The sequence below is a fragment of the Inquilinus sp. Marseille-Q2685 genome, assembly GCF_916619195.1.
Lineage (GTDB): Bacteria > Pseudomonadota > Alphaproteobacteria > DSM-16000 > Inquilinaceae > Inquilinus.
The window spans coordinates 159727-173247 of record NZ_CAKAKL010000006.1 but is presented as its reverse complement, the minus strand read 5'-3'; the positions used below and the strand labels follow the sequence as shown (position 1 = coordinate 173247).

Here is a 13521-nt window from a genome sequence, read left to right as displayed (position 1 = left end):
CTACGGCGCGGCGCCGGTCTGCGCGCCGATCTCCAGCCGGGTGGCGGCGTCGGGCAGGGTCTCGACCGTCGCCGCCACCTGCACCGACTGGTCCGGCGCCAGCGATTCGGTCGTCACCAGCAGCGGCGTGCGCGCCACCACGGTGCGGCTGGCGTCCAGCAGGCGCACCTCGATCGGCGGCACCGGGCGGGTCACCAGGGCCCGGTTCTCGACCCGGCCGGTGACCACCACCTGCTCGACGCCGGTGCCGGCGACGCGCCGCACCTCCAGCCCCTGCAGCACCAGGCCGCGGCCCAGCGCGCCGGTCTCGACCGGCTGCGCCACCGGCACGCCGAGGGTGTCGTAGAGGCGGATCGCCGGCGGCCAGAAGCGGACGATCGAGTCGCGTGCGAAATAGCCCACCCCGGCCAGGCCGCCGACCAGCAGCACCGCCAGCGCCAGGCCGACCGCCGGCCCGTCGCGTCGGCGCGGCGCGATCACCACCGGCAGGTTGGTGATGTGCCCCGCGGCCGGGCTCGGTGTCGCCGCCTGCGCCGCCGGGCCGACCAGCACCGGCTGCGGCTCGACCGGCGCCGCCGCCGGCACCGGCTCGACCGCCGATTCGCGCCACACATGGCCGCAGCGGGCGCATTTGACGCGCCGGCCGTCGGGGCCGATCGCCGCCGGATCGACGAGGTAACGGGTCGAACAGCTGGGGCAGGTGACGATCATGGCGCCTTATCGCATGCCGCCGTGCCGCTGCCTATATCATCTGCGGCGATTTTATGAACGGTGTGAACGGGTTGCGAATCCCGCCGGCCGGCGTCGCTCCGGGGCCGTGACGCGGCCGCATAATCTTGCCACGATCCGCCCCTTTCCTGTCCGGGCGCCGTGACTGCGGCCGCGGCGCAACAGCAGTCCGTTCATGTCGAGCACCGTCGATCCTCCTCCGAAGCCCCGGCCCTGGCGCCGCCGCCTGCGCCGGGCGCTGCTGCTGCTGGTCGTGCTGGCGGCGGCCTGGGGGCTGGGCCTGGCCTGGTTCGTGGCCCAGGCCGGGCGCGGCGGCGAGGTCGACCCCGACCACACCGACGCCATCGTGGTGCTGACCGGCGGCAGCGAGAGGCTGCGCGCCGGGCTCGACCTGCTGGCGCGCGGCACGGCCGAGCGGCTGCTGGTCAGCGGCGTGCACCGCGACGTCAGGCTGGAGGAGCTGTTCGCCTTGTCGCCGACCGACGATTCGCTGCGCTGCTGCGTCGATCTCGGCTACGCCGCCAGTGACACCATCGGCAACGCGCGGGAGGCGGCGGCCTGGATGCGGGCGCATGGCTTCCGCAGCCTGCGCCTCGTCACCTCGAACTACCACATGCCGCGCAGCATGCTGGAGTTCCGGGCCGCGATGCCGGACATCGAGATCAAGCGCCAGCCGGTCGATCCGGGCACGGTGCATCTCGACCGCTGGTGGGCCTGGCCCGGCACGGCGCGGCTGATCGTCTCCGAATACAACAAATTCCTGGTTGCGCTGGCGCGTGTCACCCTCGGCAGGATATAGGGCGTCATGGTCATCCTGCGCTCGGCCCTCTACACCCTGCTGTTCTACGGCTGGACCACGGTCTGCTGCTTCGCGCTGCTGCCGTCCATGCTGCTGTCGCACCGCACGATGATGGCCTGGATCTTCGTCTGGCTGCGGGTGACGTACTGGCTGGAGAAGACCATCCTCGGCATCGACTACCGCGTGGTCGGGCGCGAGAACCTGCCGGACGGCGCCTGCATCGTCGCCGCCAAGCACCAGTCGGCCTGGGAGACGCTGAAGCTGCACCTGCTGCTGCCCGACCCGGCGATCGTGCTGAAGTCCGAGCTGCTGAAGGTGCCGGTCTGGGGCAAGTACCTGCTGAAGACCGGCATGATCCCGGTCGACCGCGGCGCCGGCAGCCGGGCGATCCGCAGCATGATCGACCACGCCAAGGTCCGCGTGGCGGAAGGCCGGCCGATCGCGATCTTCCCGCAGGGCACCCGGACCGCCCCCGGCACCTGGCGGCCCTACCGCATCGGCGTCGGCGCACTCTATGAGGGGCTGGGCGTGCCGGTGGTGCCGATGGCGCTGAACTCCGGCGTGTTCTGGGGCCGCCGCGCCTTCCGCAAGCGCCCCGGCACGATCACGGTCGAGTTCCTGCCGCCGATCCCGCCCGGCCTGCCGCGCGAAGAGATGATGCGGCGGCTGGAGGACGAGCTGGAGACGGCGTCCGAGCGCCTGTCGGTCGCAGCCGGCGGGCCGCCGACGCCGCGCCCGGCCAAGGCGACGGCGACTGTCTGACCGCGGGTTGCGCGGCCTTCGCCTAATTCTGCTTCTCGTCGCCGTCGCCGGCCTGTCGCTGCTGGCCACGGCGCTGGTGCTGCGCCTGCCCGGTGCCGCCGGGCCGGTCGGCAATGCCGATGTCCTCTACCTGCCGGCGCTGTTCGACGACCTGCATCGCGGCCTGGATGCCCTGCGCGGCTGGCACCTGACGCCTGGCCCCTATGTCTTCCCGGACATGGCGGTCTACGGCTTGGCCGACCTCGCCGCCGGCGATTTCCGCCGGGCCCTGCCGCTCGCCGCGGCGCTGCAGTTCGGCCTCTACCTGATGCTCGGCGCCGCGGTGCATCGCGCCGCCGGCGGCCGCTCTGTCGCCATGGCCGTGGCGGCTCTGGCGATGGTGGTGGCACTGCTCTTCGCCTTCGGCTGGGGCCTGGCCGGCTTCTACGCCCTGAACTGGCTGGTCTATCCTTTCGTCGTCACCTTCCATTTCGGCGCCGTCCTGATCGCGGCCGCGGTGCTGCTGCTGGTGATGCGCCAGCTCGACCGGCCGGGCCCATGGCCGCTGGCGGGGCTGGCCGCCCTGATCCTGGCCGGGGTGCTGTCGGACAGCTTTGTCCTGCCTTATGCCGCCGCCCCGGCCGTGGCGCTCTCGCTGCTCTGCGCCCTGGTGCCGCGCACCCGCGGCGCGGCCCTGGCTGCTGCGGTCGCGGTGGGTGGTGCGGCGTTGGCCGCCTACCTTCTGCAGGGCTGGGTCAACCCGCTGAACGGGATCTATCGCGCCCAGCTCGACCTCGGCATCGGCTACGGCCTGTTCCGCCTCGGCGGCGTGCTCTGGCGCGCCGATGCGGCGGAGACGGCGGTCAATCTCGGCCTGATCGCCTTCGCCCTGCTGCCGGTGGCCCGCATCCTCCTGGTGCTGCGCGGTCTGGCGGCCGGAGAGCGCGAGATCGCCCCTTCGGGCCGGATCGCGGTCTTCGCCGCCGCCTCCTCGCTGGCCACGCTGCTGGCGGTGGTGCTGTTCGGCATCTTCCGCGACGATTCGTTCCTGCGCTACTTCCAGCCCTGGCTGTTCCTGACCGCGCTCTGGCTCGCCCATCTCGCCGCCGACCGGCTTCGGGTGCCGGCCTGGCCAGTGGGGGCGGCCTCGGCCATGGTGCTGGCGGGCGCCGCCGCGCTCCGGGCCCCGCCGGCCCAGCTGGCGGCGGGGATCGAGCCGCCGCGGACGCTGGCCTGCTTCCAGGGTTCGGCCGCCGGCCTCGCCGGCTACTGGTGGGCCAAGCCGCTGGTGCTGCATTCCGGCCGCCGGGTCCAGATCGCCCAGGTGGCGCGCAACGGCGCCCCGTATCACTGGATCATCAATGAGGGCTGGGCCCGGCGGGACTGGGCCGGCGGCGCCGGCGCGCCGCCCTTCGGCTTCATCCTGATGGACGGGCTGAACGCCCGCGCCGTGGTCGCCCGCTACGGCATGCCGGACCGGGTGGAGCGCTGCGCCGGCATCCCGCTGTGGCGCTACGACGACCCCGACCGGCTGCGCCGTCCCCTGGCCGCGGCGACGCCGGTGACGCTGCCGGACTAGCCCCGCGACCGAAGCCTCCGCTATCCTCGCGGTCCTTTCGGGGGAGGGGACAATGAATGCCGAGACGCCCATGCCTGCCTGGCAGTCGATCGCCATTCTCGTCGGCCGGCTGATCTTCGCCGCGGTCTTCCTGATGGCGGCGGTCTTCAAGTTCATGGACATGACCACCACCGCCGCCTACATCGACTCGGCGGGGTTCCCGGCGCCGCTGCTGCTGGCCTGGCTGGCGGCGATCTTCGAATGCCTGCTGGTGATCTGCTTCCTGACCGGCGCGTATTTCACCGAGGCGTCGCTGCTGGCCGCCGTCTATGTCGTCTTCCTGGCCTTCGCCTTCCACGGCCCGTCGCGCTGGACGGGGAACCAGGCCGAGTTCGGCTTCTTCGTCGACCACTTCACCTTCCTGGCCGGGCTGCTCTTCGCCGCGGTGCACGGGCCGGGACGGATCCTGGCGCTGCGCCGGACCGTCCTCGGCCGGGCATAGCCGTCCTTCCGAAGCCGGAGTTTCACGATGACCCTGTTCGACGCTCCCGATCCCGCCCTGTCGCCGCGGATCGACGCCGCGATCGACCGGGCGCTGGCGGAACAGCGCATCGTCGGCACCGTGGTGCTGGTGGCGCGGGACGGCCGGCTGGTCTACCGCCGCGCCGCCGGCCTGGCCGACCGCGAGGCCGGGCGGCCGGTGCGCGAGGACACCGTGTTCCTCTACGCCTCGCTGACCAAGCCGATCGTCACCGCCGCCGCCCTGCGGCTGGTGGAGGAGGGACGGATCGCCCTGGCCGACCCGGTGACGAGATACCTGCCCGACTTCCGGCCGAAGCTGGCCGACGGCACCGAGCCGGTGATCACCATCCGTCACCTGCTGACCCACACTGCGGGGCTCATCTACAGCTTCGCCGAGCCGGCGGACGGCCCCTATCACCGCGCCGGCGTCTCCGACGGGCTCGACGCGCCGGGCCGGTCCTTCGCCGACAACCTGCGCCGCATCGCCTCGGCGCCGCTGGCCTTCGCCCCCGGGTCAGCCTGGGCCTATTCGCTGGCGCTCGACGTGCTCGGCGCCGCGCTGGAGCAGGCAGCGGGTGAAAGCCTGCCGGATCTGGTGCGAAGCCGCATCACCGGGCCGCTCGGGCTCGAGGACCCCGGCTTCGCCCCGCCGGACCGGTCGCGCCTGGCCGCCGCCTATGCCGACGGCGAGCCCGGCCCGGTGCGGATGGGCGACCACTACGCCATCCCCGCCCCGCGGCCCTTCGCCGGGCTCAGCTACGCCCCCGGCCGGATCTTCGACCCGGCCTCCTACCCCTCCGGCGGCGCCGGCATGGCCGGCACGGCCGGCGACTTCCTGGTGTTCCTCGAAGCCCTGCGCCGCGGCGGCGCGCCGATCCTGCGGCCGGAGACGGTGCAGGCCATGGCCACCGACCAGATCCCCGGCCTCTCGATGCCGAACACGCCGGGCACGACCTTCGGCTATGGCTTCGCGCTGGTGACCGACCCGGCGGCGGCCGGCGTGCCGATGACGGCTGGGACCTGGCGCTGGGGCGGCGTCTACGGCCATTCCTGGTTCGTCGACCCGGCCCGGCGGCTGAGCGTCGTGGGCCTGACCAACACGGCGCTCGAAGGCATGAACGGTGCGTTCGTCGCCGACCTGCGCGCCGCGATCTATGCCGGGCCGGGCTAGAGATCCCTGATCTCCGGTTTCCGGCGCGCCTCCTCCCTCCCAGGATCGGTGGGGAAATCTTACGGAAATATGAAGATTTCCGTCCTATTCCTAAACGTGTATGAACGACCCCTCCGGATCAGAAGGGGGGGAGAGATGACGTTCAGCATCGAACGCGCCGGCCGGCCCGTTATCGGCAGCCGGGTCCAGGCGCCGGACCGGCAGGTCCCGCAGGGGGCCTCCTTCCAGGCGGCGCTGCAGCGGGCGTCGTCGTCTTCGCCGGCCTCCCAGCCGAGCGACGAGCCGCAGACGGAGGAGCAACTGATCGAACGGCTCCACCGCGATATCGTAACGGACTATCAGCCCGAGGCGGACGAGATGCAGGGCGCCATGGTCCTCGACCAGGTGAAGCCCTTCCTCGACCGGCTGCCTCCCGACCAGCGGCAGGCGACCGTGCTGCGGCTGCTCAAGGCATTCGAGACGCCGGAGGGGCACATCCCCGGCGAGAAAGCCGCCACCACTTACGACATCCGCCAGAGATATGCCTGGGTGCGGGACGGCATCGGATACGCTGCCACCCTGTCCGGGCTGGCCACCGATCCCGCGGAAGCGCAGCGGCGCGAGGGCGAGGAGGCCTTCGCGTCGAAACTTTACGACCGCGGCAACAAACTGGAGTACCGCCCGGACGAGACGCAGGACAGCCAGGCGGCGATGGCGACCGACATCCGGGCCTTCCTCGACGAGACGACGCGCGGTGCCGAGGGCAAGGCCGCCACGGAGATGAAATGGACCGTGCTCAACCGGCTGTATGAGCGGGACTGGGTCGATGCCGGGCCGGTGATGGGGGCGATCGAGCAGGTCGCCGCGCAGGATTTCGGCCGCGAGCTGCTGCCGACCATGCATCGCGGCGCGGGCACGCATGCGGCAGCCGAGGCCATCCGCAACCGGGCCGGCATCATGGGCGGCGATCCCGATCGGGAGGCGCTCGGCATCGCCAACCCGCAATTCTACAGCCTGGCGATCGGGGCAAGGCACGCATCCCGGGCGGCGCAGCTGGAGCTGGCGGACACCCTGTCCGGCGAGCGCGTTCCCTTCTCCGACGTTACCCAGTTCATCACCATGCCGCTCCTGGACAAGAGAAACTCCCTTCAGGAGAACGGGCTGGAGATGTTCCGGCGCCTCGAATGGATGACGCGGGACATGGAAGGGCCGCTGGCCGCTCAGGTCGTCGGCAAGACCCTGGACGAGATGCAGAGCACGGGCGGCTTGCCCGATCCGATCGACTTCAACCACTGGCAGGCAGACCACGAGTCCTGGGGAGGCAGCCTTCTGGCGGACGTGAATGCCGTCGCGGATCGGATCAAAGGGACTTCGGCGGGCGACGCCGTGCTCGCGCGGATGCGCGGCTACGGCATGATTCGCGACTAACGCCCCGCCTCCGATCCATGCCTGGCGGGTATGGCCGGGTCCTAGGGACTGCCACTGTCCCTGGTTGACCCTATAGGGCCGCACCCCCATCCTTTGGGGGTGCGTCAGTCTGCGGGAGGTCCATGGTGGCCGAGCCGGGCGATATCGCGACCCAGATCTGGGACATGAAGTACCGGCTGAAGCAGCCGGACGGCACGCCTGTCGACCAGTCGGTCGAGGACAGCTGGCGCCGGGTCGCGACCGCCGTGGCCGCCGCCGAATCGGACCCGGATCTCTGGGCCGGGCGCTTCCTCGACATCCTGCGCGACCATCGCTACCTGCCGGCCGGGCGCATCCTGGCCGGCGCCGGCACCGGCCGCGACGTCACCCTGTTCAACTGCTTCGTCATGGGCACGGTGCCGGACAGCATGGCCGGCATCTTCGCCCATCTGCGCGAGGCGGCGCTGACGCTGCAGCAGGGCGGCGGCATCGGCTACGACTTCTCCACCATTCGGCCGAAGGGCGCGCCGGTCGCCGGCGTCGGGGCCGACGCCTCCGGCCCGCTCTCCTTCATGGATGTGTGGGACGCGATGTGCCGCACCATCATGTCCGCCGGCTCCCGCCGCGGCGCGATGATGGCGACGCTGCGCTGCGACCATCCCGACGTGGTCGAGTTCATCGAGGCCAAGCGCGCCCCCGGCCGGCTGCGCATGTTCAACCTGTCGGTCCTGATCACCGACGCCTTCATGACGGCGGTCGAGGCCGATGCGTCCTGGGACCTAGTGTTCGGCGGCCGCGTCTTCCGCACCCTGCCGGCCCGCGAGCTGTGGGACCGGATCATGCGCTCGACCTATGATTCGGCCGAGCCCGGCGTGATCTTCATCGACCGCATCAACGATCGGAATAATCTTCAATATTGCGAGCAAATTCAAAGCACTAATCCTTGCGGAGAGCAGCCGCTGCCCCCCTACGGAGCCTGCCTGCTCGGCTCGATCAACCTGGCGAAGCTGGTGCGGGATCCGTTCACGCCCGAGGCCCGCTTCGACCACGCGGCGCTGGCGGAGATCGTGCCGGTCGCCATCCGGCTGATGGACAATGTCGTCGACGTCTCGCGCTTTCCGCTGCAGGAGCAGCAGGCCGAGGCCTGGGCCAAGCGGCGCATCGGTCTCGGCGTCACCGGCCTGGCTGACGCCTTCCTGATGCTGGGCGTGCGCTACGGCTCGCCCGAATCGGCGGCCCTGGTCGAGGAATGGCTGGGCGCGATCAAGCTGCATTCCTACCGCGCCTCGGCCGAGATCGCGGCGGAGAAGGGGGCCTTCCCGCTGTTCGACCGCGACGCATTCCTGGCCGCGCCGGGCGTCGCCGGGCTGCCGCGGGAGATCCGCGACCTGATCGCCCGGCATGGCATCCGCAACGCGCTGCTGACCTCGATCGCGCCGACCGGCACCATCTCGCTCTTCGCCGGCAACGTCGCCTCGGGCATCGAGCCGGTCTTCGCCTGGACCCATACCCGCAACGTGCTGCTGCCCGACGGCAGCCGGCGGGCGGAGACGGTGGAGAACTACGCCTATCGCCTGTTCCGCGAGATCCACGGCGCCGACGCGCCGCTGCCGGATTACTTCGTCGACGCCCAGACCCTGCAGCCGGCCGATCATCTGGCGATCCAGGCGGCGGCGCAGAAGCATATCGACAGCTCGATCAGCAAGACCATCAACTGTCCCGAGGACCTGTCCTTCGACGCCTTCAAGGACGTCTACGCCCAGGCTTATGCCCTCGGCTGCAAGGGCTGCACCACCTACCGGCCGAACCCGATCACCGGCGCGGTGCTGGAGGCCAGGCCGACGCAGAAGGCGGCCGACGCCCCCGGCCTCAGCACGCCCGCGGCCCGGCCGGAGGTGCTGCCGGGCGAGACCTACAAGCTGCGCTGGCCGGACAGCGACCACGCCATCTACGTCACCCTCAACGACGAGGTGGTCGACGGCCGCCGGCGGCCCTTCGAGATCTTCATCAACTCGAAGAACATGGAGCACTACGCCTGGACCGTGGCGCTGACCCGGATGATCAGCGCGGTGTTCCGGCGCGGCGGCGACGTCGCCTTCGTGGTCGAGGAGCTGAAGGCCGTGTTCGACCCGCGCGGCGGGCAGTGGATGGGCGGGCGCTACGTGCCGTCGCTGCTGGCCGCGATCGGCGAGACGATCGAGCGGCACATGGTGGCGACGGGCTTCCTGGCGAAGCCGGAGGGCATCGTGCCGGAGGTGGCGGTCGAGGTGACGGCCGAGCCGGTGGGCGGCAATCCCGGCCGGCCGCCGGGCCGGTCCTGCCCGAAATGCGGCCACCCGACCCTGATCCGGCAGGAGGGCTGCGACACCTGCCTGAACTGCGGCTATTCGCGCTGCGGGTAGCGCGCATTGGCGCGGCCTCTGCGGAATGGATGGGCCGGCGCCGCCCCCTCACCCGAAATCGCTGGCGCGATTTCGACCTCTCCCCAAGGAGAGGTGAAGGGCCTGCGGCTCTCATTTCCCTCTCCTCGGGGAGAGGGAGGGGCCCATTCGCGTTGGCAAATGGGAGGGTGAGGGGGGACCGCGCCGCTGAGGAAACGCGGCGTCTCCTCTATGCGATCTCGACCGCCGTCTGCGCCGGGACCGCCTCCGCCGCCTCCGCCACCTTCTTCGCCAGCGCGAACAGGGCGCCGTCGCGGATGCCCAGCTCGCGCAGATGCTCGACCGTGTTCAGCAGGTAGTCACGGTTCGGTCCGCTGCTGCCGACGCCGGTGCGGATCATCGCCAGCGTCTCCTCCGGCCCCAACTCGCCCCGGTACTGGCGGTGGCGGCGATCGGCCAGGAAGCAGCAGGCCGTGACCGGGCCGGAGAGCAGGCGGATCTGCTTCAGGCTCGGGCGGTAGACGCCGGTCACCATCTCGCGTTCCCAGAGATAGGCGACGACCTCCTGCACATGCTCCGGCGCCACCTTGAACGCCATACCGCGGCAGGAGCCGCCGCGGTCCAGGCCCAGCACCAGCCCCGGCCGCTCCGGCGTGCCGCGGTAGCGGTGGGAGAGGACGCAGAATCGGCGGTGATAGCCGTGCAGCACCGCCGGCTGCCGCTCGAGATGCGGGAAGCCCGGATTCCACATCAGCGAACCGTAGCCGAACACCCAGAGCGGCTCGCCCGGGGGCAGCGGCAGGGTCGGTGGCTTCCAGTCAGGGTGACCATCGGCCATCCGCAAGATGTAGCGTTTCGCGGGGGCGAAGGGGAGGGGCGTCGTGTCGCGTTCCGCTGGTTCGGCTTGACTCCAGGGCCCGGTCGCGGCCACGTGCCCGCCTGCGCCACTGCACGGGACCCTCCATGCGCCGCATCGTCGCCGTTCCCACCGCCCTCGTCGCCCTGATCGCCGCCGGCTGGACCGGCGGCTGGTACTGGGCCGCGGGGAAGGTCGAGGCCCAGGCGCAGGCCTTCGCCGCCAACCCGCCGCCCGGCGTCACGGTCGATCCCGGCACGCTGAGCGTCGAGGGCTTCCCGCTGGCCTTCACCGTCGAATCGCAGGCGCCCAGCCTGCGCCGGGTCGACGGGCTGACCTGGAACGCCGCCGGGGTGGTCGCCACCGCCAGGCCCTGGACCCTGCCGGAGGTCGGCTTCACCATCGCGCCGCCCCAGCGGATCACCCTGCCGGGCAGCCCGGCCCTGACCGCCGAGGTGAAAGGGGCGGGCAGCGGCAGCGCCCGGATCGGCGGCGACGGCAAGCCGAACCGGGTGCTGCTGACGCTGTCCCAGATCGAGCTGGCCGGCGGGCTGCTGCCGGCGCCGCTGCCGATCGCGCGGGTCAACGGTTCGGTCGACCGCGCGCCGGAGGAGGCCGGGGCCGGCGCCGCCGGGTCGCTCGACATCGAGGGGCTGGAGACGCCGGATCTCGGCCTCGAAGCCATGGGCCGGCGGGTCGACATGGTGGCAGCGCGGCTGACCGTGCTGGGCCCGATGCCGAAGGCCGCGACGGCGCCCGAGCTGACCGCCTGGCGCACCGCCGGGGGCAAGCTCAGGGTCGACAAGCTGGCGCTGCGCTGGGGGCCGCTGGTGATCGATGCCGACGGCACCCTCGACCTCGACGACCGGCTGCAGCCGCAGGGCACGCTGACGGCGAAGATCCGCGGCTACGGCGCGGTGATCGAGGACCTGCAGAAGGCCGGGGTGGTGCGCGACCGCGACGCAGGCTTCGCCAAGGTCGGGCTCGACCTGATGGCCGGCCAGCCGGCGGCGGACGGCACCCGCACGGTCACCGCCCCGATCACGATCGAAAAGGGCAAGGTTTCCTTCGGCCCGCTGCAGGTGGCGAAGCTGCCGGAGATTCGTTGGGCGCAGTGACCGCGTAGATCGGGTTCGCGACGCGAACCCAACATCTCGATCCTAGTCCCTCTATTGTCATGCCCGGGCTTGACCCGGGCATCCAGGGACTATCGAGGCCGTTCTGGGTGGCCCTGGATTGCCGGGTCAAGCCCGGCAATGACAAGAAGGGGAGATTGCCGCGTTGGATTCGCAGGGCGCACCCAACCTGCGACCAGGGCGCCTCAATCCTCTTCCTTGGTCAGACGCGCCGCCTTCTCCGGCTCCATCTCCTCCTGATGGGCGTCGACGACGCCGCGGCGGATGGCCCGGGTGCGGGTGAACCAGGATTGCAGCGTGTCGCCCTCGCCGCGGCGGATGGCGCGCTGCAGCCGCACCAGGTCCTCGGTGAACTGCTGCAGCACCCCCAGCACCGCGTCCTTGTTGGTCAGGAACACGTCGCGCCACATCACCGGGTCGGAGCCGGCGATGCGGGTGAAGTCGCGGAAGCCGCCGGCGGAGAAGCGGATCACCTCGGCCTTCGTCGCCTCCTCCATGTCCGAGGCGGTGCCGACGATGGTGTAGGCGATCAGGTGCGGGATGTGCGAGGTGATGGCCAGCACCCGGTCGTGATGCTCGGCGGTCATCCGCTCGACCATCATGCCCATGCCGCGCCACAGCGCCTCGACCTTGGCCACCGCTTGCGCGTCGACGCCCGGCTCCGGCGTCAGCACGCACCAGCGGTCGATGAACAGCTCGGCGAAGCCGGCCGAGGGGCCGGAATGCTCGGTGCCGGCGATCGGGTGGCCGGGCACCAGATGCACGCCGGCCGGCAGGTAGGGCGCGATGGTCTCGGCCACCATGCCCTTGACCGAGCCGACATCGGTCACGACCGCGCCCGGCGCCAGGGCCGGGGCGATGGCCTTCGCCAGCTGCTCATAGGCGCCCATCGGGGCGCAGATCATCACCGCGTCGGCGCCGGCCACGGCGGCGGCCGGGTCGGCCTCGACCCGGTCGAGGAAGCCGAGCGCCATCGCCTCGTCGCGGGTCTCGGGCCTGCGGGCATGGCCGACGATCTCGCCCACCAGCCCGTGCTTGCGGGCGGCGCGCGCGACGGAGGACCCGATCAGGCCGATGCCCAGGAGGGCCAGCCGCTTGAAGACCGGCGCCCCGGCTTCGTTCGCCGGCGCGGTCATCGGCCGCGCAGATGCTCGGCCAGCGCCGCCACCACCGCCCGCATCTCCTCCTCGGTGCCGATGGTGATGCGCAGGCAGCTGGGCAGGCCGTAGCCGCCCATCTGACGGACCAGGATGCCGGTGTCCTTCAGGTAAAGGCGCGCCGCCTCGGCGTCGCGATCGCCGAAATCGACCAGCAGGAAGTTGCCGGCGGAAGGCAGCGGCGACAGGCCCAGCTTCGCCAGCTCCGCCGCGGTCCAGCTGCGCCATTCGGCGTTGTGGGCGCGGCTCTTCTCGATGAAGGCCTCGTCGGCCAGCGCCGCCACGCCCGCCGCCTGGGCCGCGGCGCTGACGTTGAACGGGCCGCGGGCGCGATGCAGGACGTCGGTGATGCCGGCCGAGGCATAGGCCCAGCCCAGCCGCAGCGCGCCCATGCCGTAGATCTTCGAGAAGGTGCGCAGCATGACGACGTTCTGCGCCCGGTCGACCAGATCGGCGCCGGGGCTGTAGGCCGGGTCGTCGATGTATTCGGCATAGGCGGCGTCGAGCGCCAGGATCACGTCCGGCGGCAGGGCGGCGTGCAGCCGCTCGACCTCGGCCTTCGGCAGCAGGTAGCCGGTCGGGTTGTTCGGGTTGGCCAGGAACAGGATGCGGGTGCGCGGCGTCACATGCGCCAAGAGGGCGTCGACATCGGTCTTGCGGTCCGCCTCGGGCGCCGCGACCGGCGTGGCGCCGACCGCCTTGGCCGCGATCGGGTACATCAGGAAGCCGTGCCGGCTGTACAGCACCTCGTCGCCGGGCCCGGCATAGCTCTTGGCCAGCAGGGCGATCAGCTCGTCCGACCCGGCGCCGGCGACGATGCGGCCCGCATCCAGGCCGAAGCGGGCGGCCAGGGCCTCGCGCAGGGCGGTGCAGCCGCCGTCGGGATAGCGATGGATCTCGCCGCCCAGCTCGCGATAGGCCGCGGTCGCCTTCGGGCTCGGGCCGAAGGCGCCCTCGTTCGAGGCCAGCCGGATCGGGCGGCCCAGCTGCGGGTGCGGCACCGTCTTGGCCTCGCCGCCGACATAGGGATCGATGTCGAGCAGGCCCGGGCGGGGGCGCGGGGCTTGGATGGTCGTCATGGCTCT

General features: G+C 71.7%; 12 protein-coding genes. 8 read left to right on the top strand and 4 right to left on the bottom strand.

Annotated features, from left to right (window positions below; translation table 11 throughout):
• Window positions 1-711, bottom strand: a complete 711-nt coding sequence (locus LG391_RS24725) for a DUF3426 domain-containing protein (protein ID WP_225770717.1) — start codon at window positions 709-711, stop codon at window positions 1-3.
• Between the two features lie 193 nt (window positions 712-904).
• Between LG391_RS24725 and LG391_RS24720 the strand changes: the two genes are divergently transcribed.
• The 7 genes from LG391_RS24720 (at window position 905) to LG391_RS24690 (ending at window position 9308) form a co-directional block, all read left to right on the top strand.
• Window positions 905-1528, top strand: a complete 624-nt coding sequence (locus LG391_RS24720; protein WP_225770716.1) for a YdcF family protein — start codon at window positions 905-907, stop codon at window positions 1526-1528.
• Between the two features lie 6 nt (window positions 1529-1534).
• Window positions 1535-2290: a 1-acyl-sn-glycerol-3-phosphate acyltransferase gene (locus LG391_RS24715; protein ID WP_225770715.1), complete on the top strand. Its 756-nt coding sequence runs from the start codon at window positions 1535-1537 to the stop codon at window positions 2288-2290.
• Between the two features lie 7 nt (window positions 2291-2297).
• Entirely contained in the window at window positions 2298-3848 is a 1551-nt protein-coding gene (locus tag LG391_RS24710) for a hypothetical protein (RefSeq protein WP_225770714.1), read from the top strand.
• Window positions 3849-3918: 70 nt separating this feature from the next.
• Entirely contained in the window at window positions 3919-4329 is a 411-nt protein-coding gene (locus tag LG391_RS24705; RefSeq protein ID WP_225770713.1) for a DoxX family protein, read from the top strand.
• 27 nt (window positions 4330-4356) lie between these two features.
• Window positions 4357-5520 (top strand): serine hydrolase, encoded by a 1164-nt coding sequence (locus LG391_RS24700; protein WP_225770712.1) that lies wholly within the window; start codon window positions 4357-4359, stop codon window positions 5518-5520.
• A 69-nt stretch (window positions 5521-5589) separates the two neighbouring features.
• On the top strand, window positions 5590-6927 hold the full coding sequence (locus LG391_RS24695; protein WP_225770711.1) for a hypothetical protein: 1338 nt from the start codon (window positions 5590-5592) through the stop codon (window positions 6925-6927).
• Between the two features lie 122 nt (window positions 6928-7049).
• The gene (locus tag LG391_RS24690; protein WP_225770710.1) at window positions 7050-9308 is read left to right on the top strand and encodes an adenosylcobalamin-dependent ribonucleoside-diphosphate reductase; all 2259 of its coding nucleotides are present in this window, start codon (window positions 7050-7052) and stop codon (window positions 9306-9308) included.
• Between the two features lie 208 nt (window positions 9309-9516).
• On the opposite strand, the gene LG391_RS24685 is transcribed toward LG391_RS24690, so the two are convergent.
• Window positions 9517-10125, bottom strand: a complete 609-nt coding sequence (locus LG391_RS24685) for a gamma-glutamylcyclotransferase (protein WP_225770709.1) — start codon at window positions 10123-10125, stop codon at window positions 9517-9519.
• A gap of 125 nt (window positions 10126-10250) precedes the next feature.
• Between LG391_RS24685 and LG391_RS24680 the strand changes: the two genes are divergently transcribed.
• Window positions 10251-11261, top strand: coding sequence for a DUF2125 domain-containing protein (locus tag LG391_RS24680; protein WP_225770708.1), 1011 nt, complete (start codon window positions 10251-10253; stop codon window positions 11259-11261).
• Window positions 11262-11464: 203 nt separating this feature from the next.
• Here the strand turns inward: LG391_RS24680 and LG391_RS24675 are convergent, their stop codons facing one another.
• Both LG391_RS24675 and hisC read right to left on the bottom strand, forming a co-directional pair.
• On the bottom strand, window positions 11465-12415 hold the full coding sequence (locus LG391_RS24675; protein ID WP_225770707.1) for a prephenate/arogenate dehydrogenase family protein: 951 nt from the start codon (window positions 12413-12415) through the stop codon (window positions 11465-11467).
• The gene (gene hisC / locus LG391_RS24670; RefSeq protein ID WP_225770706.1) at window positions 12412-13515 is read right to left on the bottom strand and encodes a histidinol-phosphate transaminase; all 1104 of its coding nucleotides are present in this window, start codon (window positions 13513-13515) and stop codon (window positions 12412-12414) included. The genes LG391_RS24675 and hisC overlap by 4 nt, the downstream gene beginning before the upstream one ends.
• Window positions 13516-13521: the final 6 nt, after the last annotated feature.